Genomic DNA, 23,655 nt, shown 5'->3' on the forward strand with positions numbered 1-23,655 from the left:
GACCCTACAAACCCGAACGACCTGAACCGACAACGCCGAAGGGGTCCACGTCAGGATCCCCGGGAGGCTGACGACGGTGTCCTCGAAGTCGATCGCGGACATCGACGGCGGCGGCGAGCTCGACACGCCGATTCCCCGTGGCAAAGGGCCTGGATCGAGTCGTGCAACAGCCGCCCGCCCGACGAGCGGTTGAACCTGTGGCCCTTCGACGGCCTCCTCGAAGCCGGGTGCTCATCGAGGAGTCGTGCATCGACTACAACGACAGCGGACCCCACAGCGCCCACGGCCACCTCACCCTCAGCGAGTTCGCCCAAACCTGGACCATCCGACAGCAACCAGCGCTCGCAGGGCGCCGCCACCTGCTCCCGCACGGTCGCGCAGGTTCAGCAGGCTCAGCGGCACCGCCGGCCCGGTTCCCAGGCCATCCGAGCGGTCGCGCTTGACGCAGGGCTAGCGTCTGGGGCAGCGGAGGCGGTCGGTGCACCTCCCAACGGTGAACGGGCAGCGGCGAGGAGGTGGCGGTGCGGATGGTCGGCGGAACGCAGCGATCGTCTGGTGGGAGATCCGCACGGATCACTTCCCGTATCGGCGTGGCAGCGGCGACGATCACGATCCTCACGGTCCTCGCTGCCTCGGCGGTGCAGGCCCAGGACATCCCGGCGGGTGGCACGCTCGTGAACCGATCCGAGTGGGCTCAGCAGCCTCCCGGCGGTGCGGTCACCCAGGAGGTGGCCGGGGACGTGGTGAAGGTCTGGGGATGTGTGCGGTGGGAGCAGCTCACCCGGGCCGGTGCCCCGGACCTGACCTGTGGCTACCTGTTCATCCCCCACGGCCCGCCTGCCGGCCAGCAGCCGCCCCGACCGGGTCAGGTCTGGCGATGCACGAAGGGGCCGAACGCGGTCGGCTACACGGTCCCGTTCAACGGGGTGTGCGGGTGGTACGAGCGCTCGCAGCTCCCCGCGGGGGCGTTCGAGCCCGAGCCGGAGGTGACCGAGCGCCTGCAGCAGGAGTACCTCCGAGCCGCCGAGGCGCTCCCGCCGCTGGAGCGCGAGCCGGACGTGCAGGTGCGAATCGAGAAGGGCCAGGCCGACGACGGGCCTGGTGACATCAACCTGGCGGCCAGGTTGGTCGCGCTGGCGCTGGTGTGGGGTGGTGCGGCCGGGCTGACCTACTTCCTGTTCAAGTGGCGGCTCAACCGGCGCCAGCGGCGGGCGGTCGAGTGGGCGATGCGCGAGGGCGATCGCCGCATCGAGGCCGGCGAGAGCAGCGGCGAACCAGGATCGGTCGGTGGTGGCCATGCCGTCTCGGCCGACCAGTCAAGGGTGCGGCGACGGGCTTCGCCGGTCGGGGCGGCGCCGGCCCCGTCGTCGAGCAGATGGGCAACATCGAGGAGTTCCGCGACCGGGTGAACGACGTGGCGGACCGCATGGAGCGCGACCGCGAGCGGGAGATCCAGCGGATCATGACCGAGCAGAACTGCGACCGTGAGATGGCGGAGTACTACTACGCGCACAGCTACCACACCGGCCGAGGTGGGGACTACGTGAAAGACGTGGGCCGTGCCGCGGCCCGCACCTGGATGCCCGATGAGGTGGAGCGGATGCTCCCGCCGGAGGAGTGAGCGCTGGCGGGACCTTCACCGGCCGGGCAGCCTGCAGGCAGCCGGAGGTGTCAGTCGAACAGCACCCGGTCCGCGTCGGCCTCGGCGATCAACTGGTCGGCGTCCGGGCGGAGCAGGAACCCCGCGGCCACCGTTCGGTCCGCCGAGGCCCGGAACGCCTCCACGTAGCGGTCCGCCGTCCCGTACCGCTCGACGAGCGTCGCCCGGTCGAAGGGGATCGTCTGCCCGAACAGCAGGCACACACCACCTGAACCGCTGGCCAGGTCCGCCAGCGTCGCGCCACCGGGCGGGTCACCGGTGAGGGTCGCCACCGGCACGTCGACCAGCGGGTTTCGCACCCCGCCGAGGGCGATCCCGTCGGCGGCCCGGGCGATCTGCTCGTCACCGGGGGTGAGCTCGATGCGCTCGGCGGTGGGGGGAGGCTCGCCCCCGGCGACCCAGGCCACCAGGTGGTGCAGCGCGGCCTGGACCACCTCGTGCTGGGGCCCGGTGTTGATGAGCTGGGGGCAGCCGAGGAGCGAACCGACACCGGGGTCTCGTGGCCCGCCGATGATGGAGCGCAACACGTGGGCGTCCGCGTGCGAGGTGCCGGCCACCTCCCAGGTCCGGATCCGGTCGGTGTCGGGCTGGCGGGCCCGGGCATAGCCCAGCAGGGTGAGGTCGGTCTCCGTCTCGAAGAGGAAGACCGGCTCGTCCAGATCGGTGCGCAGGCGGACCGCCTGTTGGAGCGCGGCTGACACGTCCTGGCCCGAGCGGGCACGCAGGAAGTCCCCGTCGAGAGGAGCGACGTTGGCCCCCCGGCTGTGGATCAGGAACCCGTCGAAGACCGGGTCGAGCGGGTGGAGCGCGTTGACCAGCGTGGACAGGAAGATCGCCGACTGCGACTCGCCGACGGCGAGCACCTGGGTGGGCTGGAGGTCACCGAGCAGGGCACCCGGCTCGGAATGCAGGGCCCGGCCGACCTGGCTGAAGATGTCGAACGAATAGGCATCACCGGGATGGGCGAGCGGCCCGTAGCGCTGTGGGTCGGTGCTCTTCAAGCCGCTGCCGGTCGGCGCGCCGCCCACCTCCTGCGCCGCCTGCTCATCGACCTGCACATCGAGGATGGTCCGGCCACCTTCGACGCCCTGCGACTGAGCGCTGACCCCGACGTAGGCGTGGCCCTCGCGGCCGATCTCCCCGGACAGATACCCCCAGTCGGGTGCGGCCTCGATGGCGCTCACGTTGAACCACTCCACCACCACCGTGCCGCTGAAGCGCGCCGGGTCGGCCGGGCGCCGGACGATCACCCGGGTGCGGTACGGGGCCTCCCCGGCAGGCTCCACCGTCCAGAAACCGTCGTCGGGGGTGTCGAGCGCCGCGAAGCGGGTCGCGGTGCCGCCGACGAAGAACTCCTCCTGGAGGTAGCCCTCCGGCAGGGCGCTCGCAGGCTGGGGCAGCACGACGCCGTTGCCCTCGACCGCCGGGCGGGCGATCTCCTGGGGTGCTCGACCGGCGACGGTGCTCGTCGTCGCGGGACCCGTCCCACCAGCGACGTCGGGGTCTGCGCCGTCACCGGACGAGCAGCCTGCGGTCGCCGCGATCGCCACGGCCCCGACCACCAGCAACGAACGCCCCCGACGTGTTCCGCGCATGATCGCCTCCCCTCGACGGAACGACCGTACTCGCCGCCACCTCCAGGGAGGGGACCGGTCCCCGGGGTCACGTGGCCCACCTCGTCCGGAACGTCGCCGTCGGCGAACGCCGGGATGCCGTGGCGGGCCGCCATGCCCCGTCGTCCCCGCCAACCGAGCGGCGGATCGGCGGAGCTGGTTCCCTGGTCGGTGATGGATGACGAGCTCCCGCTCAGCACCGCGGCCCGCGAGGTGTTGACCGAGCGCTACCTGCGCCGTGACCGCACCGGACAGGTGGTGGAGTCACCGGGTGAGCTCTTCGCCCGGGTCGCGGCGGCGATCGCCTCGGTCGAGTCCCGCTACGGCCAGGATCCCACGTCGTGGGCGCCGCGCTTCGAGCAGCTCATGCGGGATCTCACGTTCCTGCCCAACTCGCCGACGTTGATGAACGCGGGAACCGGGATCGGGGTGCTCTCGGCCTGTTTCGTGCTCCCCATCGAGGACTCGCTGCGGTCGATCTTCGGCACCCTGGCCGACGCGGCGTTGATCCACCAGGCCGGTGGCGGCACCGGGTTCTCCTTCTCCCGCATCCGTCCCGCGGGTGATCTCGTCGGCACCACCGGCGGGCGGGCCAGTGGCCCCCTCTCGTTTCTGCGGCTCTACGACACCGCCGCCGACGTGATGCGCGAAGGTGGCCGGCGGCGGGCCGCCAACATGGCCGTGCTGGAGGTCTCCCACCCCGACATCGAGGCCTTCGTGGCGGCCAAGCACGACCTCCGGGAGCTGCACACCTTCAACCTCTCGGTGGGCGCCACCGACCAGTTCATGCGGGCCGTGGTCGAGCGTGAGCGCTTCGAGTTGGTCAACCCGCGCACCCGGCGGTCCACAGGCCACATCGACGCCCGCGAGCTGTTCGAGCAGATCTGCGAGGAAGCCTGGCGCAGTGGGGACCCCGGCCTCGTGTTCCTCGATCGCATCAACCGGGCGAACGTGCTGCGCAGTGTCGGCCGTATCGAGGCCACCAACCCCTGCGGGGAGGTGCCGCTGCTGCCCCACGAATCGTGCAACCTGGGCTCGATCAACCTGGCCCGCCTCGTCGAGCGCGGCCGCCTCGACCGGCGGCGGCTGGCGGAGGTGGTCGCGACCGCGGTGCGGTTCCTCGACGACGTCATCGACGCCGCCACCTACCCGACCCCCGAGACCGAGGCCGCGGCGCACGGCTCCCGCAAGATCGGGCTCGGCGTGATGGGGTTGGCCGAGCTGCTCGCGCTCCAGGGTGTCGCGTATGACAGCGAGCTGGGGATACGGACCGCCGCCCACGTCATCCGCACGATCGCCGGCCACGCGGTGCGAGCGAGCGAGCAGCTCGCCGAGGAGCGCGGACCGTTCCCCCTCTGGGAAGCCAGCACACTCGCTCGCCGTGGCCGCCGGCCGCGCCGCAACGCACAGCTGCTGTCGATCGCGCCGACCGGGACCATCTCGCTGCTGGCCGGCACCACCGCCGGCATCGAGCCCGTCTTCGCTGTCGTGTACGCCCGCCAGCTGCTCGGCGCTGCCCACCTGGAGGTGAACCGAGCGTTCGAGACCGTCGTGCGCGAGGCCGGGCTGTGGTCCACCGACCTTCTCGACCAGCTCGCCGTCACCGGAAGCGTGCAGGGCATCGACGGGCTCCCGCGCTCGATCAAGCGGGTGTTCCGCTCGGCGCTCGAGATGGCCCCCGCCTGGCACGTGCGGATGCAAGCCGCCGTGCAACGCCACGTCGATGCCGCGGTGTCCAAGACCGTCAACCTGCCGAACGACGCCACGCCCCGCGACATCGGGAACCTCTACCGGCTCGCCTGGCGGTCGGGGGTGAAGGGCATCACCGTCTACCGAGACGGCAGCCGGCCGGACCAGGTCCAGCGACGCCTCGCCCCGGCCGGCAGCGAGGCGGCGATCGCCGTGGCCCCGACCTTCTCGGGGGGATGCTCCGCTCGCGAGTGCCACTACTGATCGCTGCCGGATGGCCTCGGGCCGCTCGATCGGCCACGCTGGGGGGATGGCCACGGGGGAACTGGACGACCGCGAGGTCCGAGCGCGATCCCCGCGCGCCGAGCCGGCCCGGGATCCTGGCGCGGAGCTGGCCGCCACGGCGGCGGTCGCCGGCGGAGCGGCACCTGCCGATCCGGTGGATCGCCTCCTGGAGCTGTTCGACCTCGAGGCGCTGGGCGACGACCGGTTCGAGGTGCCCAACCCCGACCGGGGCTTCGGGGAGCGGGTGTTCGGTGGCCAGGTCGCGGCGCAGGCCCTGCGGGCCGCGCAGCTCACGGCTCCTTCCGGGCACCAGGCACATTCGCTGCACGCGAACTTCCTGCTCGGCGGGCGTCCCGGCGAGCCCATCGTCTACGAAGTCGATCGCCTCCGCGACGGCCGCTCCTTCAGCACCCGGCGAGTCGAGGCCCGCCAGGGTGACGAGCGGATCTTCACCCTCGTCGCATCGTTCCACCGGGACGAGCCGGGTGCGGAGTACCAGAAACCGATGCCCGACGTGCCCGCGCCGGCCGACAGCCCGACCCGCATGCTGTTCATCCCCGAATCGGAGCGACCGCGGCTGCCGTTCGAGCTGCGGGAGATCGGCGGCACGGAGCCCGACGAGCACGGCTGGATCGAGTCCACCCGGCGCGCGTGGATGCGCCTCACCCGCCGGATCGACGACGACCCCGCACTGCACCAGTGCGTGCTCACCTTCTTCTCCGACATGGGGGCGGTGTTCATGGCCTGGGCGCCGCTGCCCGAGCAGCCCCTGGATCGCCTGATGGGGGCCAGCCTCGATCATGCCGTGTGGTTCCATCGACCGATCCGGGCCGACGACTGGTTCCTCTACGACGGTCACGCGGTGTCCAACGCCGGCAGCCGGGGCCTGATGCGGGGCACCATGCACGGCGAGGACGGCGTGCTGGGCCTCTCGGTCGCCCAGGAAGCCCTGCTCCGGGTCCTGCGCTGAGCGAGGACCTCCCGGATGCATCGCCGACGCCACCTCGCCACGGTGGCGGTGATCGTCCTGGCCGGCAGCCTGCTGGCGGCCTGCACGGGCTCGGGCTCGACCTCGCACCGGTCGACCAGCGGCACCGCCGCGCCCCCCGGGGGGTCCGTACCGGTCGCGGAGCGCTGCACGCCGGCCCGGCCGGCACCGGGCGCGATCGTGGCGGGGCAGACGCAGACGCTGCCGCACGGCGGGCTCGAGCGACGCTACGCCGTGCACCTGCCGCCCACCTACGACGGCAGCACCGCCGCACCGCTGATCCTCAACCTCCACGGCTTCGGCAGCACCATCGAGCGCCAGGACGCGATCACCGACCTGCCGTCGCGGGCAGGTGCCCGGGGCTACGTCGTCGTCACCCCCCAAGGTGCGCCGCTGTCGGTGCCGGTCGACTCACCGGAGGCGGAGCAGGCCGCGGGGTTCGAGGGGTTCTCGTTCTGGAACTTCTTCGGCTCCAGTGGCATCGACTTCGGTGCGGCCGGCCCACCCCCCGGGTTCGAGGGTGTCGCCTCGTCCGCCCTCGGCGCCGACGACGTCGGTTTCCTCGCCGCCCTGATCGACCACCTCGCCGCCGAGCTCTGCGTGGACCCGCGCCGCATCTACGCCACCGGCATGTCCAACGGCGCCGGGATGGCCACCACCCTCGGCTGCGAGATCGGAGGTCGTCTGGCGGCCGTTGCCGCGGTCTCGGGTGTCAACCTGACCGGCGCGTGTCCTGGTCACGACGCGGTGGCGGTGCTCGCCTTCCACGGTGATGCCGACGACGTGGTCGCCTACACGGGCGGCACGCTGATGGGGGTCCAGCTCGGCAACCCGTCGGTGCCGGCGCGCATGGCCGCCTGGGCCGCTCGCAACGGCTGCGACCCCGGGCCGGGAGTGGAGGATCGCGCGGGGGGACAGGTGACGGTGATGAGGTGGAGCGGCTGCGACCGGCCGGTCCAGTTGTGGACGCTGCACGGCTGGGGCCACCGCTGGCCACTCGGCTCCTCGGCCGAGCACGCGGCTCCGGTGGATGCCACCGAGCAGGTGCTGGACTTCTTCGACGGCTCCGGGAGCTGACGGCTGGCAGCGAGCCGTCCGGTGGGTGCGGGCCCGCGCTGGGCACGCGGGTCGCCTGCAGGTCACGATCGCGGTGGTGGACCACGATCCCCGCGAGGATTGGCGAGAGGACCGCACGCTCGTGGCCGTGCAGGAGCGGCTCGGTGGAGCCGAACCGGCGCCCTGGCAGCCCGAGCCGGGCCGCCCGCTCATCGCGGCGGGGTGCTTCGTGGCGTTCGCCAGGGGTGAGCAGGGTCCGGGCCACGCCGGCGATCACGCCTGGTGCGCGGCGGTACTGGTCGATGAGCACGGCCGGCTGCGGTCGGGGGTGGTGGTCCCCGGGCTGGCAGGGGCGAGCTACGCGCCAGGCATGCTCGCCCGCCGGGAAGGCTCCATGCTGCTCGACGCCCTGGAGGCCCTCGACGGCCGGCCCGAAGTGCTGCTGGTGGACGCCACCGGGCGCGACCACCCCCGGCGTGCGGGCCTGGCGCTGCACCTCGGGGCGGCGACGGACCTGCCGTCGGTCGGGGTGACCCATCGCCCGCTGGTGGCCACGGGCGCCGAGCCGGTGGACCCCGCGGTGGGTGCCACCGCGCCGCTGTTCTTCGACGGAGAGGAGGTGGCCCGGTGGGTGCGCACCCGGCCCGGCGTGAAGCCCCTGGTGGCCCACGCGGCCTGGCGGACCAGCGTGGACGTCGCGGTCGAGGTGGTGTTGCGCACCACCGGCACGGCTCGGACCCCCGAGCCGTTGCGGCGGGCCCGCTGTCTGGCCCGCGAGGCCCGCTCGGAGGGGCTGGATCACCCTGTCGAACAGACGTTCGTCTAACGTGGCGGGTGTGGACTCCGCTGAGCAGGCGACGATCCTGCACGCCGATCTCGACGCGTTCTACGCGTCGGTCGAGCAGCTCCTCGACCCGGCACTGCGCGGCAAGCCGATCGCGGTGGGAGACGGGGTGGTGCTGGCCGCGTCCTATGAGGCGAAGGCGTTCGGCGTCCAGGGCGGGATGGCAGCCTGGCGGGCCCGGCGGCTGTGCCCCCACCTGCAGTTCGTCGGAGGCCACTTCCGCGAGTACCAGCGTCTCGCTGACAAGGTCATGCGGGTCTTCGAGGACGTCACCCCGGCCGTCGAGCGGATCTCGATCGACGAGGCCTTCCTCGACGTGCGCGGCTCGACGCGCCTGTTCGGCCAACCAGCGGACATCGCTCGCCGGATCCGCGACCGGGTCCGCACCGAGATCGGGCTGCCCGTCTCGATCGGGGTGGCGACCACGAAGCACCTGGCCAAGGTGGCCTCGCAGGTGGCCAAGCCGGACGGACTGGTGGTCGTCGAGCCGGGGCAGGAGCGGGCGTTCCTCGATCCGCTTCCCGTCGAGTTGCTCTGGGGTGTCGGGCGGGTGACCCGGGAGCGGCTCGCGAGGGCGGGCATCCGCACCGTGGGGGAGTTGGCCGCGGTGTCGCCCGCGGCCCTCGAACGGCTGGCCGGTGCGGCGGTTGGCCGGAAGCTGTCATCGCTCGCGGCCAACGCCGACCCGCGACGGGTGGCGCCGGGTGGGCGGTCGCGATCGGTGGGTGCGCAGTCGGCGCTCGGTCGGCGGGAGGCCACTGCCGACCTCCTGCAGGCGGTGCTCGGGCATCTCGCCGACCGGGTCGCCACCCGGCTGCGAGCCGCTCGGCGGGCCGGGCGGACCGTCACCGTGACCGTACGGTTCCCCGGCCTGCGCACCGTCACCCGTTCGATCACCCTCCCCGCGCCGGTCTCGACCACCCTGACCCTCACCGAGGTGGCGGTGGACCTGGCGCAGCTCGTGCTCGACGAGCAGCCCCTCGAGCGGGAGGTCACGTTGCTCGCCATCTCCGTCTCGAACCTGGTCGACGAGCTCGCGCTGCAGCTCGAGCTGCCGCTGGGCCTCGACGGAGGCCGCCGCCCGGGCACGCCCAGCGGGTCGGCCCGGTGGGCGATCGATCGAGCGGTGGACGACGTGCGAGCGAAGTTCGGTCGCCGGGCCCTGGGGTACGCCGGCGTGGCGCTCGCGGACCTCGGCGGTGTGCCCGAGGAGCTCCGGGAGCTGGTCGAAGCCGAGCGGCGGGAGCCGCGTGACGCCGGCCCCCGAGTGTCGCGGCTCTAGGCTGCTCGGACGTCGCCCGCTCAGCGAGCCGGCCGGCTGACACCCCCGGGGTGCGGGCCCGGGCTGCGCTCCGTGCCCGGTCCCGGACCGCTCGCCCGCCGGGCCAGGAACGGCACCACGGGAGCGTGGCCCGCTGCTTCCTCGCCGGCGAGGAGCCGCCGGAGCGCGGCAACCATCTTCGCGGCCCGTTGCTTGGCGGTGGCAGCTCTCGGCCCCTCGAAGTGCGTGTCGACCGTCGCCGCGAACAGCTCCAGCCAGCGCTCGAAGTGCGCGTCGGTGAACGGGAACCGCTGATGGGCGGGCTCGTGGGCCCGCAGGGGGTTACCCGTATAGCCACGCTCACCGAGCAGCTGCCACGACCAGAAGTCGGTCAGGGTGGCGATGTGTGCCGCCCAGTCCACCCCCATCCCCTCGAAGATGGGTCCGAGCAGGTCATCGGTCGCCGCGTCCCGGTAGAAGGCGCGCACCAGCAGTTCGACGTCCTCCCGGGTGTCGAGATCGCGGGACGTGGGCTCGCTGGTCATCTCTTGAGGTCCGACTCGAGGGCCAGGACCGCGGGAAACAGCACGTTGCTCTCCTTGTGCACGTGCAGGTGGACGTCCGCTTCGAGCGCCGCGAGGCCTTCGTACAGCGCGGTGTAGCTGGCGCAGGCATCCGCGGGCGGGGTGAACCCGTCGGTCAGCGTCCGCAGCTGCGCGAGCAGCTCGCCCGTGCGGTCGTGCTCCGCCAGCATGACCCGGATCGGCGCCTGGAGCGTGCCGCAGTGGAAGGCCGGACGCGTCGCGGCTCCGGCGAGCTCGCGGATCATGGGGAACAGGACCTGTTCCTCTTTCGCCAGGTGTGGTTCGAGGTCGGCACGCAACGCCTCGACCAGCTCCGCTACGCGCACCAGCTCCGGATGTCGGCCGCCGTGGACACCGGCGACCTTGTCGGCCAGCGCCTGCAGGCGGGGTAGCTCGCCGTCGAGGTACGCGTGGTGGGTGGCCATGATGTGATCGACCAGCTCCGCGGGGTCCATGGCTCCCCACTCCGATGCTGGAACGGCCGGCTCAGCGGCGAGCTCGGCCACCACCTCGTCGGGATCGATGCCCCGAGCGGCGCAGGCGTCCCGGAGCCGTTGGGCTCCGCCGCAGCAGTAGTCCAAGCCGTGTCGCTCCAGCACCCTGGCGGCAGCAGGGTTGGCGGTCACCAGCGAGGCGAGCGTCGGGTCCTCGGTCATGGGAGTGCTCCTTTCTTCACGCGAGATGGAACCCGAGCGCCGCTGCGCTCACGCCCACCGCCCCGGCGAGCTCCGGTGCGAGCCGGCGGCTGCGTGACCGCCGGTCGAACCCCAGCTCCAGAGCCACGAGGGGGGTGGCGGCCAGCGCGGGCCACCAGAGGTGGGCGCCGGCGATGACGGTTGCGGCGGCGGCGAGGACGACGAGGATCGCGCCCACGACCAGTACCGGGGTGCGGGCGAGCTGGGTGCGGGCGAGGTCGCGACCCCGATGGTGGTCGACGAGCACCATCCGCAACGGTTGGCGCAGGAGGAAGGCCCCCACGGCGGCCAAGCCGAGCAGCACACCGGCGATGGTCGGGGCGATGAGCAGCCCGAGGAGCACCGGCTCCCCGGTGAGGCCCCAGCCGCCGTGCTCGTTCGGTACCGCGACGGACCGCAGGGTCGACCGTCGGGGGGCGACGGCGACGCCGGGCTGGTTCATCGCGGGCCCCGACCGGCGACGCCTGCCAGCGTGGTGTCCGACAGCTCCTGCAGCAGGAGGGTGCGTGCCCGCGACCAGGGTATGTGCAGCGCGCAGTGCCCACCCCGGCTGCACGGGCGGTCCTCCAGGACGCAACCCGCGGTGTCGGTGGGCCCTTCGACCGCCTCGATCACCTCGAGCACCGACAGCGCGTCGAGGTCGGTCACGAGGGTGTAGCCCCCGGTGGGCCCGGGATCGGAGCGGACCCAACCCCGGCTCACCAGGGGAGTCATGGCCTGGGCCAGGAAGCCGGGCGAAGCGCCCACCCGTGCGGCCAGCTCCGCTGCTTTGAGCCGGCCCCGTGCCTCGCCGAGGGTCAGCAGGGCGCGGGTGGCGAGATCGGCCCGGCGGGTGATCTCCAGTCGCATAGTCAAGGACTATAGGTCAGGACCAGCGATCGCACCCCGGGTTCGCGCCGGCCTCGTCAGCCCTCTCGGGGATCGCGGATGGACGACGCGGTCTTCTACGAGCTACCCCAACGCTCCATCAACCCCGTCACCACCAACATCCCCGGGCCGCCGTCCCTCCTGTACTGCCTCGGACGACCTCCTGCGTGCTGCCGGCTGATCGCCGCCCGGGCTCGCGATCGCCGATGCGGCCTAACCGGATCACCGCCCCGGTGTCGGTGGCGGCGTGTCGCCGCCACCGCTGCTCTGTTCGGGCATGGCGAGGGCGGCCGCCAGCTCCGCCAGGTGTGCCCCCCAGTTTCGGGCCCGCTCCTCTTCGCCCCCGAGCAGGCGGTTGTCCTTGTCTACGAGGAAGCTCTCCGGCTCGGTGACGAGCCGGTAACCGTCGTGGCGCAGTCGCCTGGCGATGCCCTTGGAGGCCCGGCCGGTGAACAGGGCCGGCGCATCGGCACGGGTGTCGAAGGCCGCGGCCAGGGAACTGTCCGAGGGGCCGAGGGTGTGGAACCAGTCTCGCAGACCGGGCCCTTCAGCATCGGGGTCGAGACCGAGGTGCTCGTCCTTGGCGGCCATCTCCGCCGCGGACCGCCTGCTCGGGGCAGAGGTCATGCCGTGCGCGTGGGTGGGGCCGCCGACGACGAGCAGGTCGGCTCCGGCGACCGCTGCCGGGTCCGCACCCTCGACCGGGGTCACCGTCACCTCGAAGGCAGCGGCGAGGCCGGCACCGATGTGGTCGGCCACCACATGGGTATTCCCGAACATCGACTCGTAGACCACCAGCGCCCGCACGTCGGACTCCTTCCTCAACGGTTGACCCTCAGCGGCTGACTGTCCCGCCCGGGGCGGCGGTGGCAAGGTGGCTGGTGAACCAGTCTCTGGCCAGGGCCGCTGCCTGGTCGAGTGTTCCGGGCTCCTCGAACAGGTGCGTCGCCCCAGCCACCACCTCGAGGCGGTTCTCGCACCGGAGATGGCTCTGGGCACGGCGATTCAACTCGAGGACGATGTCGTCGCGGCTTCCCACGATGAGCAGGGTCGGCGCCCGGACCTCGGCCAGACGCGGGATCGCCAGGTCGGGTCGGCCCCCGCGCGAGACGATCGCCGCGACCCGACTGCCCGGCTCGGCGGCAGCCCAGAGCGCGGCCGCGGCACCGGTGCTCGCCCCGAAGTACCCGATGGGAAGGCCCCGCGCCGCCGGATGCTCACTCACCCATGCGGTCACGAAGCCCAGGCGCTGCGCGAGCAGGTCGATGTCGAAGACGTTGGTCCGGTCCCCCTCCTCGGCCGGCGTGAGCAGGTCGAACAGCAGGGTGCCGAGGCCACCCCCGTTGAGGATCTGCGCCACGTACCGGTTCCGGGGGCTGTGGCGACTGCTGCCGCTGCCGTGCACGAACACCACCAGGCCGCTGGCCCCCGGGGGGAGGCAGAGGTGGCCACCGAGCTTGACGCCGCCGGCGGGCACCGTCACCTCCGCGTCGACACCCGGGGGGTCGCCCGGCACGGTGGTTGGGCCGCCCGGCTCGGTCGCCGCTCGGGTCCGGGCTGCGGCCGCCGCGAGCAGGTCGGCGACCTCCTCGTCGGAGGTCTGGGTGAAGTCCACGTAGAACTGGCCGACCGCCCAGAAGTCTTTCGGCTGGTGGAGGCAGACCACCTCATCGGCATCACCGGCGAACCTGGCTTGACAGTCGGGAGGCGCCACCGGAGTGGCGACGACGACCCGGGTCGCGCCATGAGCCCTGGCCACCTGGCATGCGGCCTTGGCGGTGGAACCGGTGGCGATGCCGTCGTCGACGATGATGACGGTCCTGCCTGCCACCGGCACGCGGGCCCGACCGGAGCGGAACCGTTCGGCACGGCGTTCCAACTCGACCCGCTCAGCCGCCTCGGTGGCTGCGATCTCCGCGTGGCTGACCTTCGCCAGCCGCACGACGTCGTCGTTGATCACCCGCACCCCGTCCTCGCCGATGGCCCCCATCGCCAATTCGGGCTGGAACGGGACGCCGAGCTTGCGAACCACGATCACGTCCAATGGGGCATCCAGGGCTTGCGCCACCTCGAACGCGACCGGCACGCCCCCGCGGGGCAGCCCGAGCACGACGACATCGGTGCCTCGGAACCGAGGTTCGAGCACGGCGGCGAGCTGCCGGCCCGCGTCGGTGCGGTCGGTGAAGCGCATTCGCCCTCCTCAGGTGCCAGCAGGCTGATCCGAGCCGATCCGAGCACGATGGCCACCTGCCAGGTACTCCTTGCCTGCCGATCTTGCCAGCTCCTCAATACCCGCGGCCGACCCAGCCCCGAACCAGGTGCCCGGGAGCGACCGGCAGGAGACTCACCTACTCCCTGGTGGGGTAGTGAAGGGTGGTCGGTGAACGGTCCGGTGCGGCGCGCCGGGTGCGAGGTCGAGGACGTGGCGATGAAGGCACAGGTCGGAGACAAGCTGGTGATCCGGGGGCACAAGGTGGGCGAGCACGAGCGGGTCGGCAGGATCGTCGAGGTTCGGGGAACCGATGGGGAAGCGCCGTGGCTGGTCGAGTGGGACGACACGGAGGGCCAGCACCTCTTCTGGCCGGGCAGCGATGCGGAGGTCGTGCACCCTCGCCCTGTGCAGGGAGAGGGACCCCTCTAGCCGTTCACCGGCGCGCGGTCGGCGCCATCGACCCACCGTTCACACCAGCAGCATCGGCACGGCTCCGCTTCGTGGCCTCAACGCGTCAACCTCGCGTCGTTTTCGGCACGGCTCTTTCGTTTGACGCTACGCCGTCGTAGCGTGAACCGCGGCGCATTCGTGAGTGGCGGGTTCGAGCCTCGGGGGGGTAGTCGTGGGCCTTGCAGAGCGGGTGACGCCAGTGCCGGGACGGTATCGCAGGGGCAGCACCGTGGCCCGCTACCTGAGCGCGGCAGGCGACGCCGGCCCGGGCGGCGACTGGTACGACGTGATCTCCTCGCATCATGGTCGAGTGCTCGTCATCGGCGACATCGCTGGCCATGACGCCTCAGCGGCGGCGGCCATGTGGGAGATGCGGGCCAGGCTGCGCAGCGCGCTCTGGGACGGGAAGCCACCGTCGAGCGCCCTGGCGGAGCTGAACACCTCCATGGTGCGCGGCGGCATCTTCGGCACGTGCTGCTGCGTGCAGATCAGGGGGAACTGGGCCACGATCGTTTCGGCCGGCCACCTCCCCCCGATCCTCATGACCGGCACCCGAGCCACCGCGCTCAGGGTACCGGTGGGCGTCCCCATGGGCGTCGAGGACGTCACCACGTACACCGCAGCCGCAGTGCCGGTCCAGCGGGGCGCACTCGTGGCTCTCTACACCGATGGTCTCATCGAACGTCGTGGGGAGTCGATCACCGACGGCATCGATCGGTTGACCCGTACGCTCGGCCGTGGCCCGCACGAACTCGACGAGCTCGCCGACTTCCTCTTCGCGGATCTGGCGCGGGAGGAGCGATCGGGCACCGGGCCCGACGACACGACCCTGCTGCTTCACCGGGTGGAACCCGTCTCCGTGCCTCACCCGGCACCCCTCGACCTGACTCTCGTGGACTGATCTGCTCGGCATCGGGTACGCACATCGTCCACGTGGCGCCTCATCACGGGACGTTGGTCCCTAGGGACCGAGGCGCTCGGCTCCGAACATGGTGAGGACGAGGGGGCGCTGAGCACGTGCTCCCGACCCGATGCAGTGAGGGAGTCGATGGCAGAGACGTCCACGTCGGGCTGGGGGACCGACGCCATGGCCACCTTCGGTGGACGGTCGCCGAAGTCGAGGATCTCGGTGCTGGTCGTCGCCGACCGCCCGGTGCCCAGGCAGAGCGTCTGCGACGCGTTGTGGCACGAGGGGGTGGAGGTCGCAACGACGGTGGCAGGTGAGGATGCCGCAAGCAGGGTCGGGGTCGTGGGGCCCGATGTGGTCGTCGTCGACCTCACTGGGCACCCGAGCGCGATGCTGGAAGTGTGCCGGCGGATCCGGAGGGTGAGCCGGGTGCCGATCATCGTGACCTCGACCGTGTCCGAGACCCGAGCGGTGGTGGACACCCTCGACGCCGGCGCTGACGACTACCTGGTCAAGCCGGTCAGCGTCGTCGAGCTCACCGCCCGCATCCGGGCGGTCCTCCGGCGGGCAGGTGCAGGGCGGGCGCCCGCCGTGCTGCGAGTCGGAGGATTGGAGATCCGCATGGACGAGGGGGTCGTGGTGCTCGAGGGTCGCCCGGTCGCGCTCACCCGGACCGAGCTCCGCCTGCTCGGTGAGCTGGGAGCGAACGCGGGCCGGGTGCTCAGCCGCCAGCAGCTCCTCGAGCGGGTCTGGGGCCACGCGTACCTGGGCGAGAGCCGGCTCATCGATACCCAGGTCCGCCGGTTGCGGGCCAAGATCGAAGCTGACCCCTCGCAGCCCAGGCGGATCGTGACCGTCCGAGGTCTGGGCTACAAGCTGGTGGCGGAGAACCCCGGATGACCAGGCGATCGCCATCATGAACGGGAACGACCGCGGGCCCTCATCGCCCCCGGCTGGCCACCGGGTGGTACCCCACACGGCTGATGTCATCATCGAGGCCTGGGCTCCCACGAAAGGGCAGTGCCTGGAGCACGCGGTGCTCGCGTTGGTGGAGTCGTTCGTCGAGTCGGACCCGGGCGTCGAGCCCGATGCCGTGGTGGCGATCCCGTTCACGATCGATGCTCGCACCGACGACGACCAGGTGGTGGCGTTGCTCGAGGAGGTCATCTACGTGGTCGAGACCAAGGCGGTGGTGCCGATCGGGGTCCAGCTCACCGTGGACGCCGAGGGGGTGGCAGGCACCTTCGACACGGTGGCCGCCGAGGCGGTCGAGCTGGTCGGGGCGGTACCCAAAGGCGTCTCCCGTCACGGGCTGGAGTTCCGCCTCCGTGACCGGGACGGATGGTGGTGCCGGGCCCTGGTCGACGTGTAGACCCTGCTTCAGCCCTTGACCACCCCGATCGGGCGCAGGCGCGCCACCCGCCGCGCGAGCCCCGCCTCTTCACAGACTCGGGCGACTTCGTCGACGTCCTTGTACGCCATCGGCGCTTCCTCGACCAGCCCGCGACGGGACGCGGCCCGGACCGCCACCCCACTGGCCTCGAGGTCGTGCCGGAGGCGGTCGGCGCGGGTCTGGCGGGCTGCGGCATGCCGGCTCATGACCCGCCCCGCGCCGTGGGCAGCAGAGTGGAACGCTCCGCCGGTTTCCGAACCGACCAGCACGTAGGAGGCGGTGCCCATCGAGCCCGGGATCAACACCGGTTGGCCGATCTGGCGAAGGTCCGCGGGCAGTGCCTCATGACCGGGTGGCAACGCCCGGGTCGCGCCCTTCCGGTGGACGCAGAGACGCCGGGGCACGCCGTCGATCTCGTGGGTCTCGATCTTGGCCAGGTTGTGCGAGACGTCATAGAGGAGCTCGAGCTGCTCCGTGCCGGCGACCAGGCCGAACACCTGACGGCAGGCCTCCGTCAGGAGTTGGCGGTTGGCGCGCCCGTAGTTCGCCGCGGCCGCCATCGCGCCCAGGTACGCCTCCCCCTCGGGCGAGTGGACGGGCGCGCAGGCGAGTTGGGGATCGGGGATCTCGATGCCGTAGCGATCCATCGCCGGCCGCATCGCCTTGACATGGTCGGAGCAGATCTGGTGACCGAGGCCGCGGCTTCCGCAGTGGATCATCACCACGACACGGTCCTGTTCCAGGCCGAACGCGGCTCCGGTTCTCGCGTCGAAGACGTCGTCGACCACCTGGACCTCGAGGAAGTGGTTGCCCGATCCCAGGCTGCCGACCTGCTGCAGTCCCCGCTCGAGGGCTCGCTCGCTCACGCCGGCGATCACCGCCCCTTCCAGGGTCCCGTGGTCTTCGCATCGTTCGAGGTCCGCGGGGCTGCCGTGGCCGCTCGCCACCGCGTACTCGGCGCCCCGCTCGAGGATCCGGTCCAGCTCCCGCACGCCGGCCAGATGCCAGACCGCGCCCTGCCCCAGCCCACGTGGGATCCGCCGGGACAGCTCGTCCATCAGCTGCGACATGTTCGGCGCCAGCTCGCCGACCGTCAGGGGCGAGACCAGGAGGCGCACACCGCAGGAGATGTCGAAGCCCACGCCACCAGGGGAGACCACGCCGCCGGCGTCGATGTCCGTGGCGGCCACGCCACCGATGGGGAAGCCGTATCCCCAGTGCACGTCGGGCATGGCGTAGGAGGCCTCGACGATGCCGGGAAGGGTGGCCACGTTCGCGACCTGCTCGAGTGATCGGTCGTCGTGGGCCACCGCCAGCAGCGCCTCGGAGGCGAACACGACGCCGGGAACTCGCATCGGGCCGCTCCGCGGGAGCCGGAAGCGGCAGGGCCCATCGGAGACGAGCTGCGTCGTCACGGCTCGCGCTGATCAGCGCCGTATCGCTCGCGGGTCGGGCGTCGGCGAGAGGATCGGTTCCCAACGATCGGCGAGGCGCTTCTCCAGTGCGGCCATCGTCGTGTACTCGAGGTCGTCGAGCGGCAGGCGATGCGGTTCGAAGGGGCCGTGCCGGCGGAACCAGTCCATCAGGTCGTTCGCCTGCTCCCGTGCCCGGTCGAAGGCGGGGTCGTCGAAGAGGTCCCGCGGGCCGATGAGGCTGCCGCCGTGGACCTGGTAGCCGAGTGCCACCACCCGTGGCGGGCCGTCGAAGCGTGAGGGGTGAGCGTCGCTGGCCGCCACCGGCATCATCGGTGCGTGGTGCGAGCCACGCATGCAGCCGGCAACCCCGTAGGCGAACGCGAACGGCTCGAGCACCTCGCCGACCGCGGGGAGGCCCGACTGGCAGCGCACGATCATGACCGGGTCGTCCTTACCGACGTACCTGCCGGCGATCAGCGACAGCCGTTGAGTGCTGGTGGCAGCGGCGGTCTCTCCGAGGGACTTCGAGATCACCCGGTGGACGACGTAGCGGGCAGGGGCGCCGATGAACATGAGGAGGTCGTACATCTCCGCCGGGCAGTCAAAGATGAGCCGCTTGTCCTCGTACAGGTCGTACACCTCGAACAGGAAGCCCTCGTGCATCTTGGCGTCGATGACCAGCCCTGCCGAGTTGAAAGGATCCGCGAACATCTTGAACAGCGGGAGGTTCCATGCACCGGGCTCGGTCTTGTCGGCGAAGAAGCAGATCACGGGTTCGCTCGGCCGCTCCTCGAACTCGAGCTCCGCGTAGCCCGGTCCCATACCCCGGAGGTTGCCGCTGAAGGCCTCCGAGAGCAGATCCTGCCCCGCTCCGTAGAGGCCGAGGCGGGTGGCCACCGCCGTGGTCTGCGTGAAGACCTCCCACGCGAACTCGTGCACCGCGGGATCGTCGGCGGGATGGGCGTGCAGCATGACCAGCGCCAGATCGTCACCGCAGGTGGCGACCTGACCATCGAGCAGGAGGTCGCCGCGGGCCCCGTCGATAGCGCTCGCCGCCACCTCCACCATCTCGGGGTGGACGGCCGAGTGGCCCACGAATCCGCCCGTGTCCGCCTTGATGATGCTGAGCGTGGTCATGCCCTACCTCCTCTGCACTTCGTACCCATGCTGGGGGAGTCGTTCCCCCGGAACAAGGGGCGAAGGTCCCCGCCGAGCCGGGTGACCTCCGGATCGGCGTCGCTGCGGGTAGCTGCCGTTCGAGCCCGCCTGCTCGAACGGAGACCGGCAAAGCAGCGGTCAGTCGAGGCGGACCCACTCGAGCTGGCGCGGCGCGACGGCGGTCCAGCCGTGGTCGCCCGCCAGCCGGTCGGCGAGCGCGGCGCTCGCTCGGGGCTCCCCGTGCACGACGTAGGCCGTCTCGGGCGGGGGTGCGGCGGTGAGCCAGGTCACCAGCTCGTCGGCGTCCGCGTGCACGGAGAACGCGTCGACGACCAGCACCTGAGCACGCACCGGCACGTAGCGCCCGAGCATCTTGATCGCGGGCGCGCCCGCGGCGAGCTGCTCGCCTCGGGTGCCCGCGGCCTGGAAGCCGACGAGGATCACCGCGTTCCGCGGATCGGGCAGGCACCGCGCCAGGTGGTGCAGCACCCGCCCACCGGTGGCCATGCCCGAGGCGGAGATGATGATCGAGGGATAGGTCAGCTCGTTCAGGGCGATGGACTCCTCCGGCGTGTGGGCCTCGTGCAGGTCGCCGGCGTCGAAGGGATCACCGTCGCCGAGACCGGGCCGGAGCTGGGGGTCCTGTGCCGCGGCGGCCTTGCGGTACACGTCGAGCACCGCGAGGGCCATCGGGCTGTCGGCGTACACCGGCAACCGGGGGATGCGACCCTCGGCCAGGAGGCGTCGCAGCACCAGCAGCACGACCTCGGTGCGGTCGACCGCGAACGCCGGGATGATCACCGTGCCCCCTCGTTCGGCGGTCCGGGTGATCACCCGGGCCATGCGGTCCAGGCTCACCTCCTGATCGTCGTGCCGGCGGTCGCCGTAGGTCGACTCGACCACGACGACATCGGTCGCCTGCCGAGGCGCGGGGCCACGCAGGAGGGGGTGCGAGTCCCGTCCCAGATCACCGCTGAAGAGGATCGTGCGGTCGTGGTCGGTGAGGGTGAGCGTGACCGTGGCCGAACCGAGGATGTGGCCGGCGGGTCGCATGCGCACCGAGGCACCGGGACCGGCAGCGGCGAGGGTGTGGAACGCGAGGGGGGTGAAGCGGGCCAGGGCCTCCTCCGCGTCGGCGCTGGTGTAGAGGGGCCGGGCGGGATGGTGCTTGGAGAAGCCCTTGCGGTTGGCGTAGGCGGCCTCCTCCTCCTGCAGGCGAGCCGCGTCGCGAAGCACGATGCCGGCGAGCTCGATCGTCGCGGGGGTGGCGAGGATCGGGCCGTGGAAGCCGTCGCGCACCAGCGCCGGGAGGTAGCCGAGATGGTCGACGTGGGCATGGGTGATCGCCACCGCGTCGATGGTCGCCGGGTCGGCGGCGAGGGGCTGCCAGTTCAGGAGCCGGAGCCGCTTGAGGCCCTGGAAGAGCCCACAGTCGACCAGTACCCGCCCGGGTTCGGTCTCGACCAGGAAGCGGCTGCCGGTGACGGTTCCTGCACCGCCGAGGAAGCGGAGTCGGGGAGCGCCCATCGCCGGATCGTAGGCGGCCCGCCGGTGGGCACGCGCCGCCCCGGCTCAGCCGGTGGCGCCCGGCTTGTAGAGGTCGCGGGTGATCTCTGAGACCAGTTCGGTACGCGGGGTGGCCTCGACCGTGCCGGCGTGGGCGATCTCCGCGACCGCGGGGACGGGCTCGGGGTCGGAGAAGAAGCGGGGGTCGGCGTGGTCCGCGGGGCGCCCGGTGGCGTCCAGGGTCCACCAGGAGGCTTCGAGCGCGATGCCGTTGGGGTCGGTGAAGTAGATCGACCGCATGATGCCGTGATCGATGACGTCGGTCACCTCGCAGCCGTGGGCGTCGAGGCGGTCGCGCAAGCGGTGCAGGGCGTCTTCGTCGGCGAGTCCCAGGGACAGGTGGTCGAACTGCGACGCCTGGGGGAACGGTACCCCCGCGGGCTTGGCGTAGCGTTCCACGGGTTGGTCCCGGTACTCGAAGAACGCCACGGTCGACCCGGGGGCGACCTCGAAGAAGTAGTGGCGGAAGGCCTCGGTCGCGAGCGTCACCACGAGCCGAGCTCCCAGCACTCCGTGCCAGAAACGGGTGGTGGCGTCCATGTCGGTCGTGACCAGGGCGAGGTGGTGGATACCACGCCAGAAAGGCCTGGAGGGATCCGGGGGGGCGGGGCTGGGACCGGGGGCGCTGCTCATGCTGCCAGCGTAGGGACAGCCCCACCGATCGCCTCAGCCCGGGTTCACCTTGGTCCGGCGCGTGCCGATAGAGCGGTGTGGCGGATGGCGCGAAGCCGGAGGTAGGCGACGTCTCGGGCCTCGTCGCGGCGGTGCTGGTGCTCTACGTGGAGCGCGCGCTGGGCCCTGACGGCGTCAAGCAGGTGATGGATCGGGTGGGCGCCGAGCGGGTGCTCGCGGTGGTCGAGAACTGGGAGGAATGGGTCGAGGTCGAAGTGGTGCTGGCGATCGCCATCGCGGTGGCGGAGCTGTGCCACGAGCCCGACATCGGCCGGCGGACGGGCGAGGAGCTGTTCCGGGTGCTCCAGGAGCGGGGGCTTCTCCTGGTGCCCAACCACGTGCCGCTCGCAGAGCTCATGGAGGCGGTGGTGGCCAGCGTGAACACCGCCAGCGACCTGCGGTCGGCGACCGTGATCGAGTGCGGTGATCACGACGCGAAGGTGCAGGTGGTCTCGACGGAGAAGGGCCGCACTCGTTTCTTCTGCCGCCTGCTCAGCGGGGTCTACGCCCTGATCCCGACCCTGCGGGGGATGTCTGGCACCGTGGTCGAGACCAGCTGCGTGAACCGTGGCGACGAGGCCTGCCTGTTCCAGCTGCGCTGGCGGTCGCGAGCGTTCCTCGGCACCGAGCTCGATCCGTGGCACGATCGGGTCAAGCGCCTGCAGGAGTGGGCCTGGGAGTTGGCGGCGGAGAGCCGGGATCACGCTCCGGTGGCGCTCGAGGCCGCGGCACTCCTGGAGGAGATCCAGCGCCACACCCTCACCGATCCTCTCACGGGGGCGGGCAACCGGGCGGCGCTGGAGCGCCGGGTGCAGCTCGAGCAGGACCGGCGGGGGTGCCTCGACGGGCTGACGCTGTTGTTCGTCGACCTCGACGGGTTCAAGGCCATCAATGACACCTGGGGCCACGCGGTCGGCGACCAGCTGCTCGTGCAGCTCACCGGCCGGCTGAAGGCGGCGGTCCGGGGCACGGACCTGGTGGTGCGGCTGGGTGGCGACGAGTTCGTGGTGCTGTTCCCCCACATTCCCCGCGTCGAGGACGTCGATCGGCTGGTGCGAAAGGTCCTGGCGGTGTTCGAGGACCCGTACCTCGTCGGGGCTGAGCTGCTGTCGTTGAGCGGCAGCGTGGGCATCTCACGGGCTCCCGACCACGGAGGCTCGCTGCCGGCGTTGCTGCATCACGCGGACCACGCGATGTACCGGGTCAAGCGCGCCCGCAAAGGCGCGGAGGGCCTCCGGGGCTGACGCGGGCCGGTCCCGGGCCGTCAGCCAGGCGCGGGCGACGCACCCTTCCACGGCTCTCATGGCGAGCCACGTGACCAGGCCGGCGAGCACGGTGAGCAACGTCACCGGCAGAGCCGGCAGGTGCCGGTCGAGCACCGGGTACACCTGCCAGTGGACGAGGTAGATGTACATGGATGAGGCGGCCAGTGTCGCGAGCGACCGGGCGAGCGGGCGAGGTATCCGCACCGAGCCGACCCACAGCACGGCCAGGATGCCGGCGCTCACGACAGCATCGCGTGAGGGCTCGGTGAAGAACGTCGAGACCGTGAGCACGGCCAGCACACTCACGAGTGCCTTCTGGCGGATGGTCGTGGACCGGTGCACCAGCCATCCCAGCGCGAACAGCCACAGGACCGAGTGGGTCCGATAGATGTCGTTCGCCGGATCGCCCATCGGGACGTGCCGGAGCGCGAGCGCTCCGAGCAGCACCGCCAGCGCGAACCGGAACGGGTGCCGGCGCTCGAGTCGTCGCACGCCCGGGACCGCGAACACCGCCGCAGCCACGAGGAGGACCTGGACCAGTACCTCCACGAACCAGTACCAGTACCGCCACACCCCGTCGGCCAGGTAGTTGTTGATCAGCAGGACGTTCGCCACCGTGTAGCGGTCGGAAGTGAGGTGGAGGAGCCCGACGTAGGCCATGGTGGGCACGGCGATCCGCCCGATCGAGGCGAACGCTCGACGGAGGTGATGTCGCTGGTCGCCGGACGCCAGCTGGAACCGGGCGAAGTTGATCCCGGCGATCGCGAGAAGCAGGTGGGCCCCGCCGAGCAGACCGAACAGGCCGACGTGCGTGCCGACCACGCCCACGATGGCCAGCGCTCGTAGCACGACGCTGGTCTCCGTCTGCGAGCCCCCGTTCGGGTGGCGAGGCTCGAGGCGGTTCAGCTCGCCCACGGGTATCAGGTGCCAGCCGTCGGGGAGGTACCCGAGGGCTTCTTCGATCCGGACGGACATCTCGACGTAGGAGAGTGAATCCCCCCCCAGTCCGGCGAAGGTGTCGGTGTCAGTGACGACCTCGCATCCGAGCACCCGGGCGAACTCGTCGTTCAGGGGC

The 23,655-nt window shown here is 71.7% G+C and carries 24 protein-coding genes; 12 read left to right on the forward strand and 12 right to left on the reverse strand.

The features are described 5' to 3' along the window. The first annotated feature begins 590 nt into the window (after positions 1–590). The gene (locus tag V7004_RS08435; RefSeq protein WP_334143332.1) at positions 591–1,409 is read left to right on the forward strand and encodes a hypothetical protein; all 819 of its coding nucleotides are present in this window, start codon (positions 591–593) and stop codon (positions 1,407–1,409) included. After that, complete coding sequence (locus V7004_RS08440) at positions 1,376–1,621, forward strand: hypothetical protein (protein ID WP_334143334.1); 246 nt, start codon at positions 1,376–1,378, stop codon at positions 1,619–1,621. Before V7004_RS08435 ends, V7004_RS08440 begins: the two co-directional genes overlap by 34 nt. A 50-nt stretch (positions 1,622–1,671) precedes the next feature. Here V7004_RS08440 and V7004_RS08445 read toward each other — a convergent pair whose 3' ends face one another. Then, positions 1,672–3,255: an alpha/beta hydrolase domain-containing protein gene (locus tag V7004_RS08445; protein WP_334143336.1), complete on the reverse strand. Its 1,584-nt coding sequence runs from the start codon at positions 3,253–3,255 to the stop codon at positions 1,672–1,674. 192 nt (positions 3,256–3,447) lie between these two features. On the opposite strand from V7004_RS08445, the gene V7004_RS08450 reads away from it, so the two are divergent. From V7004_RS08450 to dinB, 5 genes are all read left to right on the forward strand, one after another. Next, positions 3,448–5,226 carry an adenosylcobalamin-dependent ribonucleoside-diphosphate reductase gene (locus V7004_RS08450; protein WP_334143338.1) on the forward strand — a complete coding sequence of 593 codons (1,779 nt, stop codon included), beginning with the start codon at positions 3,448–3,450 and terminating at the stop codon, positions 5,224–5,226. A gap of 46 nt (positions 5,227–5,272) precedes the next feature. Next, entirely contained in the window at positions 5,273–6,217 is a 945-nt protein-coding gene (locus V7004_RS08455) for an acyl-CoA thioesterase (RefSeq protein WP_334143340.1), read from the forward strand. Positions 6,218–6,232: 15 nt separating this feature from the next. Continuing rightward, on the forward strand, positions 6,233–7,312 hold the full coding sequence (locus tag V7004_RS08460) for an alpha/beta hydrolase family esterase (protein WP_334143341.1): 1,080 nt from the start codon (positions 6,233–6,235) through the stop codon (positions 7,310–7,312). Positions 7,313–7,388: 76 nt separating this feature from the next. Next, positions 7,389–8,117, forward strand: a complete 729-nt coding sequence (locus V7004_RS08465; protein ID WP_334143343.1) for an endonuclease V — start codon at positions 7,389–7,391, stop codon at positions 8,115–8,117. A 10-nt stretch (positions 8,118–8,127) separates the two neighbouring features. Then, positions 8,128–9,417 carry a DNA polymerase IV gene (gene dinB / locus V7004_RS08470; protein ID WP_334143344.1) on the forward strand — a complete coding sequence of 430 codons (1,290 nt, stop codon included), beginning with the start codon at positions 8,128–8,130 and terminating at the stop codon, positions 9,415–9,417. Between the two features lie 20 nt (positions 9,418–9,437). Here the strand turns inward: dinB and V7004_RS08475 are convergent, their stop codons facing one another. The 6 genes from V7004_RS08475 to V7004_RS08500 form a co-directional block, all read right to left on the reverse strand. Next, a complete protein-coding gene (locus V7004_RS08475; RefSeq protein ID WP_334143345.1) occupies positions 9,438–9,941 on the reverse strand; it encodes a group III truncated hemoglobin in 504 nt (167 codons plus the stop codon). Continuing rightward, a complete protein-coding gene (ric, locus tag V7004_RS08480; protein ID WP_334143347.1) occupies positions 9,938–10,636 on the reverse strand; it encodes an iron-sulfur cluster repair di-iron protein in 699 nt (232 codons plus the stop codon). Before ric ends, V7004_RS08475 begins: the two co-directional genes overlap by 4 nt. A gap of 16 nt (positions 10,637–10,652) precedes the next feature. After that, positions 10,653–11,117: a YwiC-like family protein gene (locus V7004_RS08485; RefSeq protein ID WP_334143348.1), complete on the reverse strand. Its 465-nt coding sequence runs from the start codon at positions 11,115–11,117 to the stop codon at positions 10,653–10,655. Continuing rightward, entirely contained in the window at positions 11,114–11,524 is a 411-nt protein-coding gene (locus V7004_RS08490; protein ID WP_334143349.1) for an RrF2 family transcriptional regulator, read from the reverse strand. The genes V7004_RS08485 and V7004_RS08490 overlap by 4 nt, the downstream gene beginning before the upstream one ends. 240 nt (positions 11,525–11,764) lie before the next feature. Further along, on the reverse strand, positions 11,765–12,367 hold the full coding sequence (locus V7004_RS08495) for a flavodoxin family protein (RefSeq protein WP_334143350.1): 603 nt from the start codon (positions 12,365–12,367) through the stop codon (positions 11,765–11,767). 10 nt (positions 12,368–12,377) lie between these two features. Continuing rightward, entirely contained in the window at positions 12,378–13,733 is a 1,356-nt protein-coding gene (locus tag V7004_RS08500) for a phosphoribosyltransferase (RefSeq protein ID WP_334143351.1), read from the reverse strand. Positions 13,734–13,922: 189 nt separating this feature from the next. Between V7004_RS08500 and V7004_RS08505 the strand changes: the two genes are divergently transcribed. From V7004_RS08505 to V7004_RS08520, 4 genes are all read left to right on the forward strand, one after another. Beyond that, the gene (locus V7004_RS08505) at positions 13,923–14,183 is read left to right on the forward strand and encodes a DUF1918 domain-containing protein (RefSeq protein ID WP_334143353.1); all 261 of its coding nucleotides are present in this window, start codon (positions 13,923–13,925) and stop codon (positions 14,181–14,183) included. 250 nt (positions 14,184–14,433) lie between these two features. Next, the gene (locus V7004_RS08510; protein ID WP_334143354.1) at positions 14,434–15,105 is read left to right on the forward strand and encodes a PP2C family protein-serine/threonine phosphatase; all 672 of its coding nucleotides are present in this window, start codon (positions 14,434–14,436) and stop codon (positions 15,103–15,105) included. Positions 15,106–15,252: 147 nt separating this feature from the next. Further along, a complete protein-coding gene (locus V7004_RS08515) occupies positions 15,253–16,011 on the forward strand; it encodes a response regulator transcription factor (RefSeq protein ID WP_334143355.1) in 759 nt (252 codons plus the stop codon). Positions 16,012–16,027: 16 nt separating this feature from the next. Further along, a complete protein-coding gene (locus V7004_RS08520) occupies positions 16,028–16,483 on the forward strand; it encodes an archease (protein ID WP_334143357.1) in 456 nt (151 codons plus the stop codon). Between the two features lie 8 nt (positions 16,484–16,491). Here the strand turns inward: V7004_RS08520 and V7004_RS08525 are convergent, their stop codons facing one another. From V7004_RS08525 to V7004_RS08540, 4 genes are all read right to left on the reverse strand, one after another. Then, entirely contained in the window at positions 16,492–17,859 is a 1,368-nt protein-coding gene (locus V7004_RS08525; RefSeq protein WP_334143358.1) for an RtcB family protein, read from the reverse strand. Positions 17,860–17,931: 72 nt separating this feature from the next. Beyond that, entirely contained in the window at positions 17,932–19,056 is a 1,125-nt protein-coding gene (fbp, locus tag V7004_RS08530) for a fructose-1,6-bisphosphate aldolase/phosphatase (RefSeq protein WP_334143359.1), read from the reverse strand. Positions 19,057–19,215: 159 nt separating this feature from the next. Beyond that, entirely contained in the window at positions 19,216–20,604 is a 1,389-nt protein-coding gene (locus V7004_RS08535) for an MBL fold metallo-hydrolase (RefSeq protein ID WP_334143360.1), read from the reverse strand. Positions 20,605–20,649: 45 nt separating this feature from the next. Then, the gene (locus V7004_RS08540; protein ID WP_334143361.1) at positions 20,650–21,276 is read right to left on the reverse strand and encodes a VOC family protein; all 627 of its coding nucleotides are present in this window, start codon (positions 21,274–21,276) and stop codon (positions 20,650–20,652) included. Between the two features lie 77 nt (positions 21,277–21,353). On the opposite strand from V7004_RS08540, the gene V7004_RS08545 reads away from it, so the two are divergent. After that, positions 21,354–22,559, forward strand: coding sequence for a GGDEF domain-containing protein (locus V7004_RS08545; RefSeq protein WP_334143362.1), 1,206 nt, complete (start codon positions 21,354–21,356; stop codon positions 22,557–22,559). On the opposite strand, the gene V7004_RS08550 is transcribed toward V7004_RS08545, so the two are convergent. Further along, on the reverse strand, positions 22,449–23,655 hold a 1,207-nt coding region (locus tag V7004_RS08550), incomplete at its 5' end, for an acyl carrier protein (RefSeq protein ID WP_334143364.1). The genes V7004_RS08545 and V7004_RS08550 overlap by 111 nt on opposite strands.

This window comes from Rhabdothermincola sp. (genome assembly GCF_036846205.1).
Classification (GTDB): domain Bacteria; phylum Actinomycetota; class Acidimicrobiia; order Acidimicrobiales; family Acidimicrobilacustridaceae; genus Rhabdothermincola.

What these genes read in the sequence shown, in the direction of transcription:
- V7004_RS08475 (WP_334143345.1), bottom strand. Translation starts at nt 9,941, where the DNA reads ATGACCAGCGAGCCCACGTCCCGCGATCTCGACACCCGGGAGGACGTC.
- V7004_RS08525 (WP_334143358.1), bottom strand. Translation starts at nt 17,859, where the DNA reads ATGCGAGTTCCCGGCGTCGTGTTCGCCTCCGAGGCGCTGCTGGCGGTG.
- ric (WP_334143347.1), bottom strand. Translation starts at nt 10,636, where the DNA reads ATGACCGAGGACCCGACGCTCGCCTCGCTGGTGACCGCCAACCCTGCT.
- V7004_RS08445 (WP_334143336.1), bottom strand. Translation starts at nt 3,255, where the DNA reads ATGCGCGGAACACGTCGGGGGCGTTCGTTGCTGGTGGTCGGGGCCGTG.
- V7004_RS08455 (WP_334143340.1), top strand. Translation starts at nt 5,273, where the DNA reads ATGGCCACGGGGGAACTGGACGACCGCGAGGTCCGAGCGCGATCCCCG.
- V7004_RS08485 (WP_334143348.1), bottom strand. Translation starts at nt 11,117, where the DNA reads ATGAACCAGCCCGGCGTCGCCGTCGCCCCCCGACGGTCGACCCTGCGG.
- fbp (WP_334143359.1), bottom strand. Translation starts at nt 19,056, where the DNA reads ATGACCACGCTCAGCATCATCAAGGCGGACACGGGCGGATTCGTGGGC.
- V7004_RS08535 (WP_334143360.1), bottom strand. Translation starts at nt 20,604, where the DNA reads ATGGGCGCTCCCCGACTCCGCTTCCTCGGCGGTGCAGGAACCGTCACC.
- V7004_RS08450 (WP_334143338.1), top strand. Translation starts at nt 3,448, where the DNA reads ATGGATGACGAGCTCCCGCTCAGCACCGCGGCCCGCGAGGTGTTGACC.
- V7004_RS08515 (WP_334143355.1), top strand. Translation starts at nt 15,253, where the DNA reads ATGGCAGAGACGTCCACGTCGGGCTGGGGGACCGACGCCATGGCCACC.
- V7004_RS08440 (WP_334143334.1), top strand. Translation starts at nt 1,376, where the DNA reads ATGGGCAACATCGAGGAGTTCCGCGACCGGGTGAACGACGTGGCGGAC.
- V7004_RS08460 (WP_334143341.1), top strand. Translation starts at nt 6,233, where the DNA reads ATGCATCGCCGACGCCACCTCGCCACGGTGGCGGTGATCGTCCTGGCC.
- V7004_RS08540 (WP_334143361.1), bottom strand. Translation starts at nt 21,276, where the DNA reads ATGAGCAGCGCCCCCGGTCCCAGCCCCGCCCCCCCGGATCCCTCCAGG.
- V7004_RS08490 (WP_334143349.1), bottom strand. Translation starts at nt 11,524, where the DNA reads ATGCGACTGGAGATCACCCGCCGGGCCGATCTCGCCACCCGCGCCCTG.
- V7004_RS08500 (WP_334143351.1), bottom strand. Translation starts at nt 13,733, where the DNA reads ATGCGCTTCACCGACCGCACCGACGCGGGCCGGCAGCTCGCCGCCGTG.
- V7004_RS08520 (WP_334143357.1), top strand. Translation starts at nt 16,028, where the DNA reads ATGAACGGGAACGACCGCGGGCCCTCATCGCCCCCGGCTGGCCACCGG.